The 22951-nt window shown below is 40.6% G+C and carries 18 protein-coding genes and 2 pseudogenes; 9 read left to right on the forward strand and 11 right to left on the reverse strand.

All coding sequences use genetic code 11. The features are described from left to right. The first annotated feature begins 27 nt into the window (after positions 1–27). Positions 28–2244: a RelA/SpoT family protein gene (locus tag TZ92_RS03780; RefSeq protein ID WP_033630269.1), complete on the forward strand. Its 2217-nt coding sequence runs from the start codon at positions 28–30 to the stop codon at positions 2242–2244. 29 nt (positions 2245–2273) lie between these two features. Continuing rightward, positions 2274–2717 carry a D-aminoacyl-tRNA deacylase gene (dtd, locus tag TZ92_RS03785; protein ID WP_033630268.1) on the forward strand — a complete coding sequence of 148 codons (444 nt, stop codon included), beginning with the start codon at positions 2274–2276 and terminating at the stop codon, positions 2715–2717. Between the two features lie 30 nt (positions 2718–2747). Here the strand turns inward: dtd and TZ92_RS03790 are convergent, their stop codons facing one another. The 6 genes from TZ92_RS03790 to TZ92_RS03815 all read right to left on the reverse strand — a co-directional run bounded on the left by TZ92_RS03790 (position 2748) and on the right by TZ92_RS03815 (position 7135). After that, entirely contained in the window at positions 2748–3161 is a 414-nt protein-coding gene (locus tag TZ92_RS03790) for a hypothetical protein (protein WP_033630267.1), read from the reverse strand. A gap of 106 nt (positions 3162–3267) precedes the next feature. After that, a complete protein-coding gene (locus tag TZ92_RS03795; RefSeq protein ID WP_033630266.1) occupies positions 3268–3918 on the reverse strand; it encodes a metal-dependent transcriptional regulator in 651 nt (216 codons plus the stop codon). An 83-nt stretch (positions 3919–4001) separates the two neighbouring features. After that, positions 4002–4496, reverse strand: coding sequence for a thiol peroxidase (gene tpx, locus TZ92_RS03800; RefSeq protein WP_033630265.1), 495 nt, complete (start codon positions 4494–4496; stop codon positions 4002–4004). A gap of 113 nt (positions 4497–4609) precedes the next feature. Then, positions 4610–5542 carry a metal ABC transporter substrate-binding lipoprotein/adhesin PsaA gene (gene psaA, locus TZ92_RS03805; protein WP_033630264.1) on the reverse strand — a complete coding sequence of 311 codons (933 nt, stop codon included), beginning with the start codon at positions 5540–5542 and terminating at the stop codon, positions 4610–4612. Positions 5543–5567: 25 nt separating this feature from the next. Continuing rightward, positions 5568–6416, reverse strand: a complete 849-nt coding sequence (locus tag TZ92_RS03810) for a metal ABC transporter permease (RefSeq protein ID WP_033630263.1) — start codon at positions 6414–6416, stop codon at positions 5568–5570. Then, positions 6410–7135, reverse strand: coding sequence for a metal ABC transporter ATP-binding protein (locus tag TZ92_RS03815; RefSeq protein ID WP_033630262.1), 726 nt, complete (start codon positions 7133–7135; stop codon positions 6410–6412). Before TZ92_RS03815 ends, TZ92_RS03810 begins: the two co-directional genes overlap by 7 nt. A gap of 179 nt (positions 7136–7314) precedes the next feature. Between TZ92_RS03815 and TZ92_RS03820 the strand changes: the two genes are divergently transcribed. Continuing rightward, positions 7315–9207 carry a M13 family metallopeptidase gene (locus tag TZ92_RS03820; RefSeq protein WP_033630261.1) on the forward strand — a complete coding sequence of 631 codons (1893 nt, stop codon included), beginning with the start codon at positions 7315–7317 and terminating at the stop codon, positions 9205–9207. 38 nt (positions 9208–9245) lie between these two features. Here the strand turns inward: TZ92_RS03820 and TZ92_RS03825 are convergent, their stop codons facing one another. After that, positions 9246–9875: an MBL fold metallo-hydrolase gene (locus TZ92_RS03825; protein WP_033630260.1), complete on the reverse strand. Its 630-nt coding sequence runs from the start codon at positions 9873–9875 to the stop codon at positions 9246–9248. Between the two features lie 101 nt (positions 9876–9976). Further along, positions 9977–11170 carry a ferredoxin reductase family protein gene (locus tag TZ92_RS03830; protein WP_033630259.1) on the reverse strand — a complete coding sequence of 398 codons (1194 nt, stop codon included), beginning with the start codon at positions 11168–11170 and terminating at the stop codon, positions 9977–9979. Positions 11171–11716: 546 nt separating this feature from the next. Between TZ92_RS03830 and TZ92_RS03835 the strand changes: the two genes are divergently transcribed. After that, on the forward strand, positions 11717–16489 hold the full coding sequence (locus TZ92_RS03835) for a YSIRK-type signal peptide-containing protein (RefSeq protein WP_045594810.1): 4773 nt from the start codon (positions 11717–11719) through the stop codon (positions 16487–16489). Between the two features lie 81 nt (positions 16490–16570). Here TZ92_RS03835 and TZ92_RS03840 read toward each other — a convergent pair whose 3' ends face one another. The 3 genes from TZ92_RS03840 to TZ92_RS03850 form a co-directional block, all read right to left on the reverse strand. After that, a complete protein-coding gene (locus TZ92_RS03840; protein ID WP_033630257.1) occupies positions 16571–17647 on the reverse strand; it encodes a DUF2974 domain-containing protein in 1077 nt (358 codons plus the stop codon). Between the two features lie 111 nt (positions 17648–17758). After that, a complete protein-coding gene (locus TZ92_RS03845; protein WP_033630256.1) occupies positions 17759–18535 on the reverse strand; it encodes a ferredoxin reductase domain-containing protein in 777 nt (258 codons plus the stop codon). An 85-nt stretch (positions 18536–18620) separates the two neighbouring features. After that, a complete protein-coding gene (locus tag TZ92_RS03850) occupies positions 18621–19190 on the reverse strand; it encodes a TetR/AcrR family transcriptional regulator (protein WP_033630255.1) in 570 nt (189 codons plus the stop codon). 320 nt (positions 19191–19510) lie between these two features. Between TZ92_RS03850 and TZ92_RS03855 the strand changes: the two genes are divergently transcribed. The 5 genes and pseudogenes from TZ92_RS03855 to TZ92_RS03865 all read left to right on the forward strand — a co-directional run bounded on the left by TZ92_RS03855 (position 19511) and on the right by TZ92_RS03865 (position 22942). After that, a complete protein-coding gene (locus TZ92_RS03855; RefSeq protein WP_000548982.1) occupies positions 19511–20188 on the forward strand; it encodes a response regulator transcription factor in 678 nt (225 codons plus the stop codon). Continuing rightward, entirely contained in the window at positions 20181–21155 is a 975-nt protein-coding gene (locus TZ92_RS03860) for a sensor histidine kinase (protein WP_033630254.1), read from the forward strand. Before TZ92_RS03855 ends, TZ92_RS03860 begins: the two co-directional genes overlap by 8 nt. A 6-nt stretch (positions 21156–21161) precedes the next feature. Beyond that, positions 21162–21260 (forward strand): annotated as a pseudogene (locus tag TZ92_RS10375) (peptide ABC transporter); the annotation flags it as partial. Positions 21261–21315: 55 nt separating this feature from the next. Further along, positions 21316–21616 (forward strand): annotated as a pseudogene (locus tag TZ92_RS10175) (DUF898 family protein). A 276-nt stretch (positions 21617–21892) separates the two neighbouring features. Then, positions 21893–22942, forward strand: a complete 1050-nt coding sequence (locus TZ92_RS03865) for a DUF389 domain-containing protein (protein ID WP_033630253.1) — start codon at positions 21893–21895, stop codon at positions 22940–22942. The last annotated feature ends 9 nt before the right edge of the window (positions 22943–22951 follow it).

Genomic DNA, 22951 nt, shown 5'->3' on the forward strand with positions numbered 1-22951 from the left:
AATGGTAGGAAGAATTGGAGAGTATAGATGCCGAAAGAAGTGAATTTGACGGGCGATCAGGTAGTCGCTTTAACGAAAGAATATTTAACAAAGGAAGACGTTGCTTTTGTACAAAAAGCATTGATTTACGCAGTTGATTGTCATAGTGGGCAGTTTCGGAAATCAGGTGAGCCCTATATTATCCATCCCATTCAGGTAGCAGGAATTCTAGCTAAGCTCAAGCTGGATGCTGTAACAGTTGCCTGTGGTTTTTTGCATGACGTTGTTGAAGACACAGATGCGACACTGGATGACCTGGAGAGAGAGTTCGGTCATGATGTTCGGATTATCGTTGATGGGGTGACCAAGCTTGGTAAAGTTGAGTACAAATCACTCGAGGAACAATTGGCTGAAAATCACCGCAAGATGCTTATGGCCATGTCAGAGGATATCCGTGTTATCTTGGTTAAATTATCGGACCGTTTGCACAATATGCGGACTCTCAAACACCTGCGAAAGGACAAGCAAGAGCGTATCTCCAGAGAAACCATGGAAATTTACGCACCACTTGCTCATCGTCTAGGGATTTCCAGTGTCAAGTGGGAGTTGGAAGATCTATCTTTCCGTTACCTCAATCCAACTGAGTTTTACAAGATTACCCACATGATGAAGGAAAAACGCAGAGAACGTGAGGCTTTGGTCGACGAAGTCGTAACCAAGTTGGAAGAGTACGCTACCGAACGAAATCTCAAAGGGAAAATCTATGGCCGTCCCAAGCATATCTACTCAATCTATCGCAAGATGCAGGATAAGAAGAAACGCTTCGAGGAAATCTATGACCTGATTGCCATTCGCTGTATCTTAGAGACTCATAGTGATGTCTATGCCATGCTTGGCTATGTGCATGAGCTTTGGAAACCAATGCCTGGGCGTTTTAAAGATTATATCGCTAACCGTAAGGCCAATGGTTACCAGTCTATCCATACGACTGTCTATGGACCAAAAGGGCCGATTGAATTCCAGATTCGTACCAAGGAAATGCACGAAGTGGCTGAGTACGGGGTAGCAGCTCACTGGGCCTATAAGAAAGGAATCAAGGGGCAGGTCAACAGCAAAGAATCAGCTATCGGAATGAACTGGATCAAGGAAATGATTGAGTTGCAAGACCAGGCTGATGATGCCAAGGAATTTGTGGATTCTGTTAAGGAAAACTACCTGGCTGAGGAGATTTACGTCTTTACCCCAGATGGGGCTGTACGTTCCCTTCCAAAAGATTCAGGCCCCATTGACTTTGCCTATGAAATTCATACCAAAGTCGGTGAAAAAGCAACTGGTGCCAAGGTCAATGGTCGTATGGTTCCTCTGACAACCAAGCTCAAAACTGGGGATCAGGTCGAAATCGTCACCAACCCCAACTCCTTTGGCCCGAGTCGTGATTGGCTCAACATGGTCAAGACCAGTAAGGCACGCAACAAGATTCGTCAGTTCTTTAAAAACCAAGATAAGGAATTGTCCGTTAACAAAGGTCGTGAAATGCTGATAGCTCAGTTCCAAGAAAACGGCTATGTGGCCAATAAATTCATGGACAAGCGTCACATGGACCAAGTCCTTCAAAAGACTAGCTACAAGACAGAAGAGTCTCTCTTTGCGGCCATTGGTTTTGGAGAAATCGGTGCCATTACGGTCTTTAATCGTCTGACTGAAAAAGAACGCCGTGAGGAAGAGCGTGCCAAAGCCAAGGCGGAGGCAGAAGAACTTGTCAAAGGTGGCGAGGTAAAGGTTGAAAATAAAGAAACCCTCAAGGTCAAGCATGAGGGTGGTGTGGTCATTGAAGGTGCCTCAGGACTCCTAGTTCGGATTGCCAAGTGTTGCAATCCAGTTCCGGGTGACGACATTGTTGGCTACATTACCAAGGGTCGTGGTGTGGCCATTCACCGTGTGGACTGTATGAACCTTCGCGCCCAAGAAAACTACGAACAACGTCTCCTTGATGTGGAATGGGAAGACCAATACTCAAGCAAGGAATACATTGCTCACATCGATATCTACGGCCTCAACCGTACAGGTCTCTTAAATGATGTTCTGCAAGTTCTTTCCAACACCACTAAGAATATCTCAACCGTTAATGCTCAGCCAACTAAGGATATGAAATTTGCTAATATCCATGTCTCCTTTGGTATTTCCAACCTCTCTACACTGACCACAGTCGTGGACAAGATTAAGAGTGTGCCAGAGGTTTACTCCGTCAAACGGACCAATGGCTAATTCTCCCCTCGGTTATTAGAAAGGCTATTATGAAAATCATCATTCAACGAGTCAAGAAAGCCCAAGTGAATATCGAAGGTCAGGTTCAGGGGAAAATCAATCAGGGGCTCTTATTGTTGGTCGGTGTAGGCCCAGAGGACCAGGAGGAAGATCTGGATTATGCTGTGAGAAAACTGGTCAACATGCGGATTTTTTCAGATGCAGAAGGCAAGATGAATCTGTCTATTAAGGATATTGGGGGCGAAATCCTTTCTATTTCTCAGTTTACCCTCTTTGCAGATACTAAGAAGGGCAATCGTCCAGCCTTTACAGGTGCAGCCAAGCCTGATAGTGCATCAGACTTCTATGACGCTTTCAATCAAAAGCTAGCACAGGAAGTACCTGTTCAGACAGGTATCTTTGGAGCGGATATGCAGGTGGAGCTGGTCAATGACGGACCAGTCACCATTATCCTTGATACAAAAAATAGATAAGAAAACCAAGCCAGCTGGCTTGGTTTTTGTTTAGAAACACTCCCATAAAGAAATGTGTTTGTCGTAAAAGTCTGGATAGTTTTCCCTTAGGTGGCTAGCCGTCATATAATATAAAGTAGAATGACAACCAGTGACGATTGGCATAAGAGATGAAAATCGCTGAGAACTAGTGAAGGCTAAAAGGACAAATAATAGAAAATCGCTAATGAGCACCCCTAAATAGTAGAAGCGAAACTTTTTATTGATTTGAGGATAAATCTCAACGAAATGATATTTGAGTCGGTTGACCAAGCGAAATAGCAGTAGTCCTTGAGCAAGGATGAAAATAAAACCAGACAGCAGGAGCCAGTCTACAGAGAGATCGGTTTTGAAGATAAAAATTGCTAATAGTAGCAAATCGCTGACTGCAATGGCTGCGAAGTGTAGTCTAAAGAGCTTTTTCATAGGATGACCTCCCTCTTTTATCTACCTTCATTCTACACCAAACGAATGGGAGTTGCAACTAACATAATAAAAAATCCCTGAAAGGAATTTCTTTCAGGAATAAGAGTTAGTTGATTTTTTCGACATAGAGTTGTTTGGCGATATCGATGCTAACTTGGAGATCTTCGTTTTTGTTGACCAGAGTAAAGCTATTGGAAAAGCTATCAAACTGCTTGACCTGGAGTTGGTCACCAATATGAATCTCATACTTTTCTAAGTATTTAAGCAAATCAAAGCTATCGTGAACCCGAGTCAGGAGGTAGGTACCGGCTTCTTTGGTCTCTGCTAGTGGTAAGTTGTTGATTTCGACCAAGAGTTCTCCCTCGGCTGGTATGGTTCCACCGTGGGGGCAGGTTTGAGGAAAACCAAGCAGTTTATCCAGTCTCTTTACAAATAGGTCAGAGACTGTGTGTTCTAGGACCTCAGCTTCTTCGTGGATTTGATCGCTAGTATAGTCTAGATGGTGAACTAGAAAGACTTCTATCAAACGGTGTTTACGATAGAGCTCAGAGACCAGTTTGAGGCCAATATCTGTCAATAGATAGCCGTTCTCCTTATCCTTGAGGATGAGATTTTCACTTTTCATGCGTTTGATCATCTCTGTTACAGCAGGTGGAGAGACCTGCATACGGGCAGCAATTTCTTTGTTGGTGATTTTTTGCATGTCCGTACCGATTTCATAAATACATTTTAAATAATCTTCTTTATTTGGAGTCATTCGTTTCCTCTTGTATATTCTCTCCATCTAGTATACCAAAAAAAGCTAGATTTCTCTAGCTTTCTGTCATAATGCTTGTGATTTTAGTCTAGTTCTTTAACTGCAGCAATAGCAGCTTCAAAGTTTGGCTCCGTGTTAATATTGTCAACGTATTCTACATAACGGATGACATTGTCAGTATCGAGAACAAAGACGGCACGTGCAAGGAGATGCCATTCGTTGATCAAGAGGGCATAATCGCGCCCGAAAGAATGGTCAAAGTAGTCTGAAAGCATGATGGCATTGTCAAGGCCTTCAGCTCCACACCAGCGTCCTTGGGCAAATGGTAGGTCCATAGAAACGGTAAGAACGACGGTATTGTCGAGGTTGGCAAGTTCCTGGTTGAATCGACGTGTTTGCGTTGAGCAGATACCAGTATCGATAGAAGGGACAACACTCAAGACTTTTTTCTTTCCATCAAAGTCAGCTAGCGTTTTTTTAGAGAGATCGGTTGTAGTGAGAGAAAAGTCAAGTGCCTTGTCTCCGACTTGCAGTTGTTTACCTGTAAAAGTTACAGGATTTCCCAGAAAAGTGGTCATGAAACTACTCCATTCTTTTTTCTTTTATTTTACCGAGAATTGTCAGATTTTTCCAATGATTTGACCGGAAATTGAAAAAACGCCAATTCGGTGAGAATGACGTTTTTAATGGATTATTTTGACAAACCTTCAGCAATCTTGTCAAGGTTGTATTTCATCATGCTGTAGTAGCTGTCGCCTTCTTTACCTTCTTCAGCGATTGAGTCCGTAAAGATTTGTGCGTAAATTGGAATATTTGTGTCTTGTGAAACAGTCTTCATTGGACGGTCATCGACACTTGATTCAACAAAGAGTGATGGAACTTTTGTTTGGCGAAGTTTTTCAACCAAAGTCTTGATTTGTTCAGGTGTTCCTTCCTCTTCCGTGTTGATTTCCCAAATGTAGGCACTTGGAACTCCGTAAGCTTTAGAGAAGTATTTGAATGCTCCTTCGCTGGTTACAATGAGTTTCTTTTCAGCAGGGATGTTATTAAATTTATCCTTACTTTCTTTATCAAGTTTGTCTAGCTTATCAGTGTATTCTTTAAGATTCTTTTCGTAGAATTCCTTGTTGCTAGGGTCTTTAGCACTTAATTGTTTGGCGATATTTTTAGCAAAGATAATTCCATTTTCAAGGTTGAGCCAAGCGTGTGGGTCTTCTTTTCCTTTTTCATTTTTTCCTTCAAGGTAGATGACTTCAACGCCTTCGCTGACTGCAAAGTAGTCTTTGTTTTCAGTCTTCTTGGCATTTTCTACCAATTTGGTAAACCAAGCATTGCCACCTGTTTCAAGGTTGATACCGTTATAGAAAATGAGGTCAGCCTCAGAAGTTTTCTTAACATCTTCAGGAAGTGGTTCGTATTCGTGTGGGTCTTGACCAATCGGAACGATACTGTGAAGATCAATCTTGTCACCAGCGATATTTTTAGTAATATCAGCAATGATAGAGTTAGTTGCTACAACCTTTAGTTTTTGGTTTGTAGATGCTGTGTCTTTTTTTCCGCTAGCACAGGCAGCTAATCCAATGGTAGCAAGAAAAAGAACAAGCAATGTACCTAATTTTTTCATTAGATTCCTCCAGAAGGGTTTCCCCTTATTTATTGATTTTTTTATTTTTTAGTTTCAAGTATCGTTGCTTTGGAGAGATAAAGAAACTGATTAAAAAGAAGCTGGCGGATGTGAGCACGATGCTGGATCCTGCTGCGAGATTGAAGCTATAGCCGATAAAGAGCCCCAAAACAGAAGCGGTTGCCCCTAGGGTTGATGAAAGAAAAATCATGCTCTTTAGGCTATTAGCATAAAGGTAAGCCGTCGCAGCTGGGGTGATCAACATGGCCACGATAAGAATAGTTCCAACACTTTGCATGGCAGTGACTGACACAAGGGTCAAGAGTACCATGAGCAGATAGTGGTAGAAATTGACGGGCATTCCCATGGCTTTAGCCAGGAGTTCGTCAAAGGATGTAATCAATAGTTGTTTAAAGAAAATCCCGATAATCAAGAGAATGATTGTCCCCACACCAATGGTGATCCACATGTCCGTATCTTGGACAGCAAGGATATTTCCAAAAAGGATATGGAAGAGGTCTGTTGAACTCTTGGCAACACTAATCAAGATGACACCTAAGGCTAAGAAAGATGAAAAGGTAATACCAATGGCAGTGTCACTCTTGATGATAGAGTTTCCCTTGATGTAGGTAATGATGATGGAAGCCATCAAGCCAAAGATGATGGCTCCAATAAAGAAATCAATTCCCAGGATAAAGGAAAGGGCTACGCCGGGCAAAACTGCGTGAGAGATAGCATCCCCCATGAGAGACATTCCACGTAGGATGATAAAACATCCCACAGCTCCAGCAACCACCCCGATGACTATAGCTGTTATCAAGGCGTTTTGTAGGAAATGGAAATGTTGCAATCCATCGATAAATTCTGCTAACATAGGTCACCTCCATTGAAAAAGAGTTTGCTACCATAAGCTCTTTTGAGATTGGCTTCGGTAAAGGTTTCTTTAGTCGGACCAAGGTCTATTAATTCTCGATTGAGAAGCAAAACTTGGTCGAAATAATGGGGGACTTTGCTGAGGTCATGATGGACGATGAGAACTGTTTTACCAGCTTTTTTAAGGTCTCTCAGCGTGTTCATGATAATCTCTTCACTAACCGAATCAATCCCGACAAATGGCTCATCTAGAAAGATGTAGTCAGCTTCCTGCACTAAGCAACGGGCAATCAACACACGTTGAAATTGTCCGCCTGAGAGCTGGCTGATTTGGCGATCAGCATAGTCTGAGAGCCCAACGATTTCAAGTGCATCTGCCACTTTTTTCCAGTGACTAGCGTTTAAGGTGTGAAAGAGTGGGATGGATGGATAGAGTCCCAGAGAGACGCATTCCTTGACCTTGATAGGGAAATTGTAGTCGATATGGATCTTTTGCTCGACATAGGCAACTCGATGTAAAGATTTCTTGAATTCTTTGTCATCAAGAAAGGCCTGACCTTCGTGTGGGATAATTCCCAACATACTTTTTAATAAAGTTGATTTTCCAGCACCGTTTGGACCAATAATTCCGGTAATAGTTGGTCCTTGGAGCACTAGTGAAATATCCTTTAGTGCCAACGTTTCTTTGTAGGAGACACTGAGGTTTTCGATACGTATCATACAGTTATTTTCCTCCTGTCTTTTAATATACCTTAAAAAAAAAATTAAGTCAAGTTAATTTTAAAAAAATTTAAAATAATAACTGAAAAATGAAGAAAAAAGAGAGACCATTTTTAATTGCATTCCCAAGTGTTTTTTGCTAAGCTAAGAATAAGTGAAAAAATGAAAGCGAGAACAAGATGACACATTATCAAGACGATTTTTATGATGCAATCAATGGCGAATGGGAAAAGACAGCTGTCATTCCAGCTGATAAATCTCGAACAGGTGGCTTTATTGACCTTGATGAGGAGATTGAAGAGTTAATGCTGGCAACTACGGACAAGTGGTTGGAAGGGGAAGATGTTCCAGAGGACGCTATCCTCGCAAACTTTGTTAAGTACCATCGTATGGTACGTGATTTTGATAAGAGAGAAGCTGATGGGATCAAACCTGTTCTTCCTCTGCTCAAGGAATACCAAGATTTGGAGAGTTTTGCGGATTTTACCAGCAAATTAGCAGCATTTGAATTAGCTGGCAAACCAAATTTCCTTCCATTTGGCGTATCACCAGACTTTATGGATGCTAGAACCAATGTTCTCTGGGCTAGTGCTCCAGGAACTATCTTGCCTGATACAACCTACTATGCCGAAGACCATCCTCAGCGTGAGGAATTATTGAATCTTTGGAAAGAAAGTACTTCTAATCTCCTCAAAGCCTATAACTTCTCAGATGAAGAAATCGAAGATCTTTTAGAGAAACGATTGGAATTGGACCGTCGTATCGCAGCTGTAGTCCTCTCTAATGAAGAAAGTTCAGAATATGCCAAACTTTACCATCCATACGCTTATGAAGATTTCAAAAAGTTTGCCCCTGCTCTGCCTTTAGATGACTTTTTTCAAGCCGTTCTTGGGCAAGTGCCTGACAAGGTTATCGTAGATGAGGAACGTTTCTGGCAAGCAGCAGAGCAATTCTATAGTGAAGAAGCGTGGCCTTTGCTTAAGGCGACTTTGATTTTGGGCGTAGTCAATCTTTCAACCAGCTATCTAACTGACGAGATTCGTGTCCTGTCAGGTGCTTATGGTCGTGCCCTTTCAGGTGTTCCAGAAGCTCAGGATAAGGTCAAGGCAGCTTATCACTTGGCCCAAGGACCTTTCAAGCAAGCTCTTGGTCTCTGGTATGCGCATGAAAAATTCTCCCCAGAAGCTAAGGCAGACGTAGAGAAAAAAGTAGCAACTATGATTGACGTTTATAAGGAACGCTTGGCCAAGAACGACTGGCTCACACCTGAAACGCGAGATAAGGCCATTGTCAAACTCAATGTCATCAAGCCTTATATCGGTTATCCAGAGGAATTGCCAGAACGCTACAAGGACAAAGTAGTGGATGAAACTGCCAGTCTCTTTGAGAATGCCCTAGCCTTTGCGCGTGTGGAAATCAAGCACAGCTGGAGCAAGTGGAACCAACCGGTTGATTACAAGGAGTGGGGTATGCCAGCTCACATGGTTAATGCCTACTACAATCCTCAGAAGAACTTGATTGTCTTCCCAGCTGCCATTTTACAGGCTCCATTCTATGATTTGCATCAGTCGTCTTCAGCCAACTACGGTGGTATTGGTGCTGTCATTGCCCATGAGATTTCTCATGCCTTTGACACAAATGGTGCGTCCTTTGATGAAAATGGTAGTCTCAAGGATTGGTGGACAGAGAGTGACTATGCTGCTTTCAAAGAAAAAACGCAGAAAGTTATCGACCAGTTTGATGGCCAAGAATCTTACGGCGCAACGATTAACGGGAAACTAACTGTATCAGAAAACGTTGCTGACTTGGGCGGAATTGCTGCAGCCCTTGAAGCTGCTAAGAGAGAACCAGACTTCTCAGCTGAAGAATTCTTCCACAATTTTGCTCGTATCTGGCGTATGAAAGGTCGTCCGGAGTTGATGAAACTTATGGCCAGTGTCGATGTGCACGCGCCTGCCAAACTCCGTGTCAACGTCCAAGTACCAAACTTCGATGACTTCTTTACAACATACGATGTCAAAGAAGGCGACGGCATGTGGCGTTCACCAGAGGACCGTGTGATTATTTGGTAAGACAAAAACCAAGGATTTTTTCCTTGGTTTTTTGCTTGCTAGAAAAAGGGATTAAAAGTCTTTTCGTGAGCGATAGTCGTAGCTGGACCATGTCCAGGATAGACATCGTAGTTAGGAAGAGTAAAGAGTTGCGTCTGAATGCTATGGAGGAGTTGTTCCGTGCTACCTGTAGGAAGGTCGGTCCGTCCGATGGTTTCTCGGAATAGAGCATCTCCCGTCAAGACTAGATGAGCATCAGGAAAGACCAGGGAAACGCCGCCAATAGAGTGCCCTGGGGTCGGTAGAACTGTAAAACGAAATTCCTCAAGCTGGTATTCCTCATGAAAGGTAAAGGTGTGTTCTGCTGGTTTTGCGACCACGTCTGCCATATCATCGTGACGAGGGAGACCAGAAAGATTATCTACAGGAGTGTAAAGCCAGCTAGCCTCACTCTCTGCTACATAAACTGGGGGATTTCCAAAAGTCTCACGAACCATGTCTAGGCTCATAATATGGTCGTAGTGGGTGTGGGTCAGGAGAATCGCACAGACTGATTTGTTGATTTTTTCGATAGTCTTGCGAATGACTTCCCAATGGCTACCTGGGTCAACCACAATCAGATGTTGGTCTCCTTCCAGATAATAAGTGTTTTCATAAGCAATGGGATTCACGGTTTTATGGATTTTCATACTGGCTCCAATCTCAAAGAATGTACTAAACTAAGTATAGCACAGAAGAGGGAAATAAAGTGAAAAGAAAGTCCCTCTTTTGTGTTAGAGGGACAATGATCTTATTTAAACTTGAAACCTTCGTAAATGAGTTTTGCTTTGGGATTCTTTTTCTTGATTTGCTTGGCAAGGGTCTTCATCATAGGAAGAGGTCCACACATATAGACTGTAGTCTGGTCAGGGATTTCTTCTTGATCCAAAGTCAGGTATCCTTTTTCATTGCTATCGACCAGCTGCAGGTCAAAGTTAGCATTTTGACGGGCGTAGTCTCGAAGTAGATCTAAGTAGACAGCATTTTCCTCTCCACGGAAACTATAGTAGAAGCGGACGTTCCTGTCTAGGATAGGGTGTTCTCGGATATAAGAGATGAAAGGTGTAATTCCAATTCCACCTGCAATCCAGATTTGCTGCTTTGAACCGTGTTCCATAGTCATATGCCCATAGGCGCGATCAAGCGCAACCTTGCTACCAACTTGAAGATTGTCATAGATATTCTTGGTGTGGTCACCAGAGTTTTTTATCGTAAAATAAAGAGTTCGTCCTTGTCCTCCAGAGATGGAGAAAGGGTGTGGAGCAGTCTCAAAACCTTTTTGGAAAATTTTTAGAAAGGCAAATTGTCCATATTCGTAGGTGAAAGGATGACTGAGCTCTATTTCAATTTCAGCCGTATCGTGGTTGAGGCGTTTGATTTCTACGATTTTTCCAAGATAGGTGAAACCGATCTTTTGATAAAGGAAAATAATATAAAAACCTGCAAGCAAGCCTAAAATAGCATAGATTCCAAAGATAAGACCTAGGAAACTAAAGGAAAGGAGACGATTTCCCATGATCATCAAAACATGAAAGAGACCAAAGATATAGGCTAGATAAACCAATCGATGAATCCATCTCCAAGCTTCATACTGGATGTACTGTCCCAGATAGGCAACTAGAACGATGCTGATAAAGATATAGATAGCGATATTTCCAAACTGGGCGGCTAAATGCGAACCCCAGAGACCGCCCATGCTAAAGTTGTGTAGGGTTAGTAGGAGAATGGATAGAAAAGCGGTGAATTTATGAGCTAGATACATCTTTTCAAGTCCGTTGAACCAAGCCTCAAGCAAGGGTAAACGGCTAGCTAGTATAAAAGTAAGTGAGAGGGTAGTGAGAGCTAAACCAGGGATTAGAAACTGACTAGCACCTGAACTGAGCCAAGCTAGGATAGTCAGAAGCATACTAAGTCCGATAAATAAAATACCTTTGAATGATTTCATAGTAGAATTCCTTTCATGGATTTATCTTATATTAGATGTAATAATATTTGTTACATTTTAACAAAAAAAGAATCTCTAGTCAAGGTTCTAGGCCTCTAAGTCAAATCTTCATGATAATCTATAAATAATGGCTAAGAAATATACTGTTAAATTTGTGCACTTCTTATAGAAAATTTTTTGTTATAACAATGTAAGACTTGGGAAAATTTAACTTCTACAAGACTCTAAAAAATAAATTGATACATTAAAGTGTATTTTATTTAATTATAAGATAAATGATTCTAGGAGTTTACAAGCTGTAAACCTTCATGAATATTGGTTTTTTAAAGCATTTATCATTAAATTATTTTTGTATTTTTCTAAAATAAAATTATAAAAGTTGTTGAAAAAGATAGGGAAAAGTGTTAGTATGAATATGCATATTGAATACGAGGATATAATCCTTTTGAAATATCAAAATTTAAAAGCCTTTTTAAGGAGAGAAAGAAATTTTGTTTTTCTATATTTCAATATCAACATAATGAAAATAGGGAGGTTGTGTATCTTATGAAGAGTAAGCAACAGGGTTTTAGAACGGAGAAGTACATTCGTTATGGCATTCGGAAGTACAGCTTTGGGGCAGCGTCGGTGGCAATTGCGGCCGGTTTGATGATGTTCCTAGGTAATGGTGCGGTATCGGCAGCGGAAGTACAAGGTGCAGATGCAACAGTGGCAACGACAACACCAGTAGCAACAAAGGAGTCGGAGTCAACTATAACGGCGGAGAAATCTGAAGCTAAGGCGTCAGAAAAAGTAGTAGAGACTAAAAAAGTTGATAAGACTGCTCTGACTAAAAAAGTAGTTGAGTTAGAAGCGAAGATTGCATCTGCAAAGAAAGCTGATGCAACAGCGATAGCTACTGCAAATGAAGTATTGACTGCGGCAAAGGCAGTTCTTGCAAACGAAACTGCAAAACAGGCTGATATCGATGCAGAGCATGCTAAAGTTGAAGCTTTGATTACAGTTGTAGTTGAGTCAGACGAAGCTGGGAAACAAGTTGAGGAAACAGCAGCAACTACAGCAGTCAAACCAGTGGCGACCACTGCTACAGAAAAAGCTGTAGAAGAATCTAAAAAGGTTTTGGAACAGGTCACGTCAGAAGCGGAAGTGACAAATGTTCTTGCAGATGAAGCGGTTCGTAGAAATAACCTTGAGGCTGAAAACAAAGCGGCAATTGAGGCGGCGATAGCTAATAATAAAGAAGTTATTGCGGAAGCTAAAAAAGTGTTAGCTACGGATAGCGTTACAGCTAAACAAATCAATGATCAATTGTCACGCTTAAATGATTCCATTATTGCTGTCTACAATGATTTGAAGAAAGCAGGAATCGGAAAAGATGGAAACTTTGGAGTCGCTTTGGCTGCTCAAGATTTCTATGTCGAAGAGGGTTCTAACACAACTCATGCATCGGAAACAAACGCTGCAAATCATACTGGTAAAGATACCTATACAATTCCGGTACAAGAAATTAAATTAATTACGGGTACTGATGCTACAGGGTTAGAGATAGAAGTCTATTCTAATCAACGGACTGGTGAAGATACCAATGCTGGAAATGGGATGCATACAGAACAAGGTGGAAAAACTGGTCATAACAACAAAGGACGTGTAGACTATCCATTAACCCCTGATGCTGCTAAAAAGTTAGCTGAAGAAGCACCACTTTGGAGAAATAAACTCCGTGCGGATGGGTCAAGAATTTCAAACGCTGCGACGTCAATATACTCTGCTAACGGTGGTTATGAATACCTAGCTACAGAAATTTATGGCTATGGGTATGAACAAGGAGTTGACAGAGTTTATATTAAAGGTTTGAAAGATCGTATCGCTGTTTCTGAAAATGCCAAGCAAGCTGGTTGGAGTTTAACTTCTGTAACCCCAACTAACCTTGTGCCGGGATTGACATACGATTCAGAAACAGATACAATTCAAGGAAAAGTTATAGCGGATATTGAAAATGGAGTTTATGATTTACGATTTAATATTACTGCGACCAATACAGATGGTCGAACAGTAACTTTCCAAATTCAGAATCTTCGTGCTGGTTGGGTCGGGTGGCAAGATAGCACGCCTCCTAAAATAAAGTCAGACTCTGAGCGTTATGATCGTAAAGTAGGTGATGATGCTAATGTAAATATTCAATTCTATGATGAGTCAGGTGCAAGTGCAATACCAGCAAATAGTCGAGGAACTTATAACTATACGACGGTTGAAGGCAAAGTTGTAAGAGTACCTCAAAGATTCTCTAAATCAGTAACAGGAGTTTCGGGATATAATACTATTGGTGAAGCATTAGATGATTCCAAAGTATTAATTCCAGGTACTAGCTATAGTGTTGCAAACAGTACTTCTGAAGAGCAAGCTGCTGATCGAACGAATATGGGGAGAGGAATCATTTCTGGAAAATTAACTGAAGCAGGAATTTACACAGTCTCCGTATTTGCAAAAGATTATGATAAGTTGGCTAATAATAATGTTTGGAACCAGTCTGGACAAGAAGCACATGCTACTGTAACATTAGTCGTGAAACCAAAGGTTGAGGTTCAAAACGTTGAAACTTACTCAACAGTTGTACCAGTTAAAATTTCTAAAGGTGCATCAAGTGCTAAGGTAACAATGCCTGATGGTACTGTAACCAATCTAAAAGCAGTTAATGGCAAATGGCTCGTAGACAGTGCTTCAACCAACACAGCGGTTACTGAAAATCAAGAACTAGGTGCTGTAGATTCAAATACCGTCTTTAATATTCCAGTCACGTCAGAAGCAACTGCAAAAGTTGGTGTTGATAATATCAAAGTAGAAGCATCTGCTGAAAATGTTAAGGGAACTTTCTTACGTGAGCGAGTTGAATTGAATGGAACGAATGGGCAAAAACACACTGCAGTTTTAAATAGTACATCTGGTCACTGGGAGCTTCCTGCTGACTATGCCGAAGTGAAAACAGCAAATGGAGATGGGACTACAACTTGGACGAAACGTCAAGTGTACACAGAAGCTCAGCAAGACGGTGGTATGAAATTTTATATCTATGAGTACATTCGACAGCTTGATAGCACTGGGAAAGTGACAAGTGTAGAAACGCCAACTCGTCCAGAAACGATTTATGTTTCTAAGAATACTAATCAGGTAGGAGATGGAATGTCAGTAACTGTCACTTACGATAAACATTCAAATACTTGGGCGTCGTCTGATGGAACGGAAGTGACTGCTACTAAGCTTGAAAATGACTCTAGGGAAGTTCATACTAAGTCAGGATTTGGTGGTATTATTAGAGGGACGATTGCAACAAATACTGATGTGGCAACTGTAGTAAATACAAAACCAACAGCAACTTCACAAGATTATACTTCAACAAAAGGTACAGCTGTTGACCTTCGTAATGAAGCAAAAGCTGCAGTAAGCATCTCAGACTCTGAAGATACTAAATATGGAAAAACTACCTATATCACTAGAATCACAGTAACATCGCCTTCAGGAGTTCAAAAAGTATTTGATACCAAACAAGATGCAAATAACTATAATATTGCTAGTGGATATAGCTTAAATGAAGTAGGAGTATATACTGTTAAGATTGATGTTATTGATAGTAATGGAAATTATACTACTGAAGCAACAATCGGTGGAACTGAGTCGGGAGTTGATCATGGAGTTGATTCATCAACCGCTACAACAACCTACCATATTACAGTGACTGATACGATTGAAGGACATAATGTGACTTCGACTGATATTCAAGGTGCTACTCAAAAAGAAACTCCAACCTTTACATCTGTTGGAGATGGATCACCAGTAAAACCAAGTGCTTCTTCGCCTGCTAAGTTAGTAGATCCAAAAACAGGTGGATTTGTTGATACTCTAACAATTGATGGTCAGGGTACCTACTCAATTGATAATGAAACAGGTGAAGTAACTTTTGTTCCATTGAAGACATTTACCGGTACAGCTACACCTGTCACAGTTTCACTTACTGCAAAATTAGGAAAAGATGCTAATGATACTGATATTACAGCAACTGCTACAGCAACGTATACTCCAACTGTAATACCTGTTAAACCAACTTCTACAGATGATGAATCTGAAGGACCTAAAGGACAAACACAAAACGGTACACCAACTTTTACTGGTGGTAAAGTTGAAGTAAACGGTGTAGAGAAGACTGTTGAAATTGATGAAAATGTTAAACCAACCTTTGATGATGGCACAACTAAGAAAGTTGTTCCGGGAGAAGGAACTTATACCATTGATGAAAATGGTGTGGTAACTTTCACACCAGAAAAAGACTTTGTTGGGAAGGCTTCAGGAGTTACAGTCAAACGAGTTGATAAGAACGGAACAGAAATAACTGCAAGATACACTCCGACTGTCCGTCCAATTACTTCATTTGTAGATACTAAGGGGAATACATTAATTCCAAGCGAAGACGGTGAACAACCGAAGAAAGATATTCCAGGTTACCGCTTCGTAGAGACCAAGAAACATCCAAACGGCGACACAGAGCACGTTTATGAGAAGGTTAAGACCAGTCATAAGGATAAGGAAGGAAACGAAATTCCAGGTTATCCAACCGAAGACGGTGAACAACCGAAGAAAGATATTCCAGGCTACCGCTTCGTAGAGACCAAGAAACATCCAAACGGCGACACAGAGCACGTTTATGAGAAGGTTAAGACCAGTCATAAGGATAAGGAAGGAAACGAAATTCCAGGTTATCCAACCGAAGACGGTGAACAACCGAAGAAAGATATTCCAGGCTACCGCTTCGTAGAGACCAAGAAACATCCAAACGGCGACACAGAGCACGTTTATGAGAAGGTTAAGACTAGTCATAAGGATAAGGAAGGGAATGACATTCCAGGTTATCCAACCGAAGACGGTGAACAACCTAAGAAAGATATTCCAGGTTACCGCTTCGTAGAGACTAAGAAACTTCCAAACGGCGACACAGAACACGTTTATGAGAAGGTTAAGACTAGTCACAAGGATAAGGAAGGAAACGAAATTCCAGGTTATCCAAGCGAAGACGGCCAACAACCGAAGAAAGATATTCCAGGTTACCGCTTCGTAGAGACTAAGAAACTTCCAAACGGCGACACAGAACATGTCTACGAAAAAGTTGTTACTGCCCCTCAACAAAAGCCGACTGAGCAATCTCCAACTACTAAAGCAACCAAAGAATTACCTAATACTGGTACGGAAGATCATGCAGCTTTGGCAGCTCTAGGAGTACTTGGTTTGATGAGCGGATTTGGACTTGTGTCTCGCAAGAAAAAAGAAGACTAATTCTATACTCGAGATTCTAAGTAGTATCCATTAGTTTCTTAAACAAAAAACCAACTAATCATTAGGTTAGTTGGTTTTTGTCTATTCTCGATTTTTCCAAGCTTGGTAACGGGTATCAATCAAGAGTTGTGTTAAGCGTCCCATGGTTTCTCTTTCTTCGGGAGTGAGGGATTGGGCTTGGACAAAGAGATGGTGAATGTGTTCAATGACCTTGAAGGAAGAAAGGTCGTTGATAGAAGAGATGCCTGCATCGAGAATGATTCCAAAAAAGAGGTCAAAGTAGAGCTGCAGTTCCGTATCAGGGACCGTTTCAACCCATTCCTTGAAGGTAGTATCGACTTGCTGGCTGTCACTATTGGTCTCGTCCAGTTGGACAAAGTGTTTGTCTTCAACCTGCCAACTAAAAGTGTCATGCTGAGCAAGGCCACCTAGAGAGGTGCTTCGAACGACGATTTTTTTGTCCGGAATTTCCAACATCATCCCGATGATAGACCCTTGCGGGATAAACACTTTCGTTCTTTCCATCATGTTTTGATAGCCAGGTGTTTCGGTTAGTTCCTTGTGAAGCCCTGGGGCATCAAAAGTATAGACAGAGATAATATTTTTCTGCAAGTTTGGATCAAGTTGACTGGCAGCATAGACAGCTAGATTGCCTCCTTTTGAGTGTCCTGCTAGGATAATCTTTTGGTTGGGGTGTTGAGCAAAAAAATTCTGTAAATACTGGAGAGCATGTTTTTGAGCAGGGATTTCCTTCATATAGGTCATATGGAAATCTTCTTTCCAACCAATGATACTGTCATCCGTTCCGCGAAAAACAAGCAAATAGGTATCGAGACTGATACGATAAGTCATGGCTGCAAACTGTTTTTGCAATTCAGGATCGATATCGTTGATAAAGTCTGAGAGCTTGCAATTTTTAAAGCGTTTGTGTTGAGCGAGCTGATCCAACAACTGGAGACGGTTTTTATTGGTCAGCATCGTCGTGTCTCTAGGGATTTGAGGTGCAAGATCTATGAGGCGCTTTGGTTCTTGGGTGACTACATCATCGAAAGCAAGATAGGTTAATTCAGTCAAGGCAAGAACATCTAACTCATTCACGGGGAGGTCATAAAAGGAATCGTATGCTACATCATTTAAGTAGTCAAAAATATTGGCCATAAAAGCTCCTTTCTCTATGTTTATCCTACCACATTTACCTAGAATTAGCTAGTAGGCTTGTTCGAATGACCTAGTAGGGTTTGATTGAAATATATAGAAGATAGATTACTCCTATTTCAAACCTCTAAACGAGCTTACTTGTATGTTATTGCTATCAATCCCATTTTCCTTTAAAAAATTCGTCATCTCTTTAACATCATCAGGCTGACCTGTGATGAGATAGCTGGCTTGATTGCCGTATTCATCAATAGCACGTTTTAAAAATTCTTGACTTTGAGAAAGTTCCTCGCTAGTTTTATAAGTAAAATTCGGTGTTTTTTGAGCCAGTTCTTTCATCTCATTATCGAAAATAGTAACTCCTTTGTCAAAATGGTTGAGAATAATCGGACATTTCCCAGCCCATTCTTTGATAAGGGGACGTAGAGCAGAAATGCCGACATCAGATGCAAAGCAAACTAGTGGCTTATTCGTATCTTTAACAGTCAAAGAGGAATCCAGCCAACTCATCTCAATCTCACTGCCAGCCGGTAAATGTGTCAAGGTGTTCTTAAAATTGCTACCACTATTATGAGTCAAAATGAGAATTTCATCTTCATCAGGTGTGGAGGCAATGGTTAGCCATCGACTGGTTTGCTCTCCGTTAGGTTCATATTTACTAGCAGTAGACGAGGTATCAGGGAGTGTAAACTTAGCATAAGCCCCAGCTTTCCAGATTTGATGACTCGGTTTTGTGATATGAATTAAATATAGATCTCCGCTGGGGTTTTCGATGGATTTTATCGATAATGTCTGGCTTCGTCCAAGATAAGCGATGGCACCCAAAGTTATAATACATAGCGCTCCAAGTGTTGATAGAATGATAATAAACATTTTTTTACCTCTTTTCATTTTTTATGACTCCTGTTCTTAATTTTATGAATGAACTTTAAAATAATTCATTCATATCTTTTCAAAAAATAAAGAAATCCATTCTTTATTTTAGAACTCCTTTAATGAAGTTGGTTGCAAGTATTTCAACAGTTTTGCCAATATCTGGAAAATCTTTTTCCGTTATATGCATATCCATGTAGTAAAATAGGTTGTAAACTTGTAAAATCTCTTGAATCTTTTCTGGAGAATACCCCTCAGCCTGCATACGATTTGTAAAAGTTTTAACTAGAAACTGATGAAATGGATTTGCGACTTTGCCTTCTTCTGAGGAATAGTAGCTATGCAAGTCATCGGCTATGGCAGGATTGTACCATTCTGCAAGGATTTTATTGGAAGAAACAAGAGTTCTGGAATGAGAAAATAGTTGACCAATGAGGTCGATCATGTCAATTTCCCAATCCAGTTCGTCGATCATAGCTTGGCGAACACGGTTGTTTTCATCTATATAGATGTCTAGAAAAATGGCTTCTTTACTCTCGTAATAGTTATAAAAAGAGCCTACTGCCATACCAGCTTGTCTAGCAATTTCTGAAATTCCTGTCGCCTTGTAACCTTTTTTCGAAAAAACGTCATAAGCTGCTGTTTTTAGAGCTTGTTTTTTGTCCAATATGATTTAACCTCCTTCATTTGATGAATGAATAAAATTATTTATTCATTCATATTCTAACAAATCGTGGCTAGCTTGTCAATAAGAAGGCTAGATCTATTAAATAAGTTAAAGAAACGCTAACTAAATAAGCACAGAAAGGAAAATATAGGATAAGGCTGGAACTATACCTAAAAATAAGGTATGATATCAATGGGATGATTCTCTAATTAGCTTTCGTTTCCGAATCTGGATTTTAAAAATAGGTTGATAAACAGTAGAGATACCAATCCATTGATTTTTTATTAAGGTTTTTTATAGTTTGAACAAGAGTAAAGGAGGAGCGCATGCACAAAATTTTACTAGTAGAAGATGACCAAGTCATTCGGCAACAAGTTGGGAAATTGCTCTCAGAGTGGGGCTTTGAGGTCGTTTTGGTAGAAGACTTTATGGAAGTATTGAGCCTTTTTGTTCAGTCGGAGCCTCATTTGGTCCTCATGGATATTGGCCTGCCTCTTTTTAATGGTTATCACTGGTGCCAGGAGATTCGTAAAATTTCCAAGGTTCCGATCATGTTTCTATCTTCGAGAGACCAGGCTATGGATATTGTCATGGCGATCAATATGGGAGCAGATGACTTTGTGACCAAGCCTTTTGACCAGCAGGTCCTCCTTGCCAAGGTTCAGGGCTTGTTGCGCCGTTCCTATGAGTTTGGGCGGGATGAAAGTCTGCTGGAGTATGCGGGTGTGATTCTTAATACCAAGTCTATGGACCTGCACTATCAGGGGGAAGTCCTGAGCTTAACCAAGAATGAATTTCAGATTTTACGAGTCTTGTTTGAACATGCGGGTAATATCGTGGCGCGTGATGACCTGATGCGGGAACTCTGGAATAGCGACTTTTTCATCGACGACAATACCCTGTCTGTCAACGTTGCTCGTTTGCGCAAAAAGTTGGAGGAGCAAGGCTTAGTAGGCTTTATTGAAACCAAGAAAGGGATAGGATACGGACTGAAACATGCTTGATTGGAAATCATTTCTTCTAGCCTATCTGCGTTCTCGCAGTCGCGTTTTTACCTATATTTTTTCATTAGGCTTTCTCGTCCTTCTCTTTCAGTTTTTATTTGCTAGTCTAGGAACTTATTTTCTTTATTTCTTTCTGCTCAGTAGTTTTTTGACCTTCTTATTTTTGGCTTGGGATATATTTGCAGAAGCTCAGGTTTACCGACAGGAAGTACTCTATGCTGAGAGAGACCCAAAGTCTCCTCTGGAATGTGCGCTAGCAGAAAAACTCGAAGAGCGTGAGTCTGAATTGTATCAAAAGAAGTCGGAAGCGCAGAGCAAGCTGACGGATTTGCTTGATTACTACACCTTATGGGTTCACCAGATCAAGACGCCCATTGCGGCTAGTCGCCTTTTAGTAGCAGAAGTCTCTGATCGGGAGGTCAAGCAGCAGCTGGAACAGGAAATTTTCAAGATTGACTCCTATACCAACCTGGTTTTGCAGTATCTTCGTTTAGAAAGCTTCCACGATGACTTGGTATTTGAAAAGGTTCAAGTGGAGGACTTGGTCAAGGAGATAGTTCGCAAGTATGCCCTTTTCTTTATCCAAAAAGGACTGACGGTCAATCTCCATGACCTTGACAAAATCATCGTGACCGATAAGAAGTGGTTGTTGGTCGTCATTGAACAAATCCTCTCAAACAGTCTCAAGTACACCAAGGAAGGTGGGCTAGAGATTTATATGGAAGGCCAGGAGCTCTGTATCAAGGATACGGGAATCGGGATTAAAAACAGCGATGTGCTCCGAGTCTTTAAACGTGGTTTTTCAGGCTACAATGGGCGTTTGACCCAGCAGTCATCTGGACTTGGCCTCTATCTATCTAAGAAAATTTCTGAAGAGCTGGGCCACCAGATTCGTATTGAGTCTGAGGTTGGGATAGGAACAACTGTTCGCATCAAGTTTTCCAATAGGAATCTGATGATTGAGTAAGCATAGTTGATGATAACCTTATCCATCTGTGGAATTTTTGTTTTAGTCGATATCTCTATTTTTATGATAACGTCTAGAAGTTACCGTAAGATTGTCCAGATGTAAAAAATGTTACACTAGGAAACGACTAGAATATAGTCAAAAAATAAAAGAGGCAAAAATGAAAGAAAGATATTTTGACGGAGGAATCCTAGATTATATCGGATACTCTATCTTAGTAGCCATAATTTTCGGGCTTACCTTGGGGATCGCAATACCTTGGGCGGTTTGCATGATGCAAAATTGAAAACCAAACACACGGTAGTAGATAGTCAACGTCTATACTTTGACGGGACTGGAGCACAACTATTCGGCAACTGGATCAAGGGGGTCTTCTAACCATCATCACGTTTGGAATCTATAGCTTCTGGTTGCAAATCAAAATGGAGCAATGGATTGTCGAACAAACCAATCATGTTTAATCATTAAACGGCATCTTCTTTCAGAGGAGATACCGTTTTTTCTTTTTCGTATAAGGAAACAAAAATTTCTTCCTTTCTCTATCTGTTCAATTGATAGATTTCTTCAGAGAAAGACTGTAAAATTTTTGATATAATGTTAAGGATAGACTGACGGATGCTTAAAGGATAATTTTCAAAAACATAACAGGTGAGAAGAAAAATATGTAAGATTGAACAGAAGTCTCTCTACCATCATCCAAGCAGAAATAAGATTATATGAAATAAAAGGAGTAACCAATGACCAGAAATTATTCAACACGTGAATATCGTGAGAAATTATATGATGATCTTCATGTTCGATTAAGAGATACAGTGATTTTGATGTGTGCGATTTTTATTGCCTCTATAGGTTTAAATATGAATTCAACAGCTGTCATTATTGGAGCCATGCTGATTTCCCCTCTTATGACATCGATTGTTGGACTCGGATTTGGTTTAGCTATTTTTGATACGCGTTTAATCAAGCAATCTTTAGAGGTTTTATTTACTCAAATATTGGTCAGTTTGCTTGTCTCGACTTTGTATTTCTGGATTTCCCCCTTATCTTATGCAAGTAGCGAGTTGATTGCACGAACCTCTCCAACCATTTGGGATGTTCTCATTGCTATTGCTGGTGGGATAGCAGGTGTAATTGGGTCAAGGAAAAAAGAAGCAAACAATATCGTGCCAGGAGTAGCCATTGCAACAGCTCTGATGCCACCTATCTGTACTGCAGGATATGGTTTAGCTAACGGAAATGTACGATTTTTATTTGGGGCTCTCTATCTTTTCTTGATCAACTGTGTCTTTATCATGCTAGCCAACATTATTGGAACAAGAATTTTGATGAGAAAATCTCCCTTAAGTTCATTTAAAGAGCTAAACATTAAAATGAAAATTGGCTTGATATCCTTGATTGTATTATTGGTTCTTCCAGCCAGTTATTCAGCAGTCACTCTGACGATAGATCAAGCGCGAAAAGAAGGGATCAAACAGTTTGTAGGAAAAGAGTTCTCTAATCATACGGTCATTAATCAAGTCTACAAGTCTAGGGACAATGAATTGGTCTTGACAGTTGTTGGAGATCCGATTTCAGAAGAAGAATTAGAAACGCTCCATCAAAAACAAGCCTCTTACGGTATTCAATCTGTTCAATTAAAAGTCAATCAAGTCCATAATTCGACAAAATTAGATAGTGAGATGACCAAGGAATTTTATGAAAACATTAACAAGTATATCGATCAAAAACTCTCTGAAAAAGATTCACAAAAAGATCTCGTAAAAGAAAATGAAGCAGACAAGGATTGAGGATATTGA

The organism is Streptococcus oralis subsp. oralis, assembly GCF_000960035.1.
In the GTDB taxonomy this organism is placed as follows: domain Bacteria; phylum Bacillota; class Bacilli; order Lactobacillales; family Streptococcaceae; genus Streptococcus; species Streptococcus oralis_G.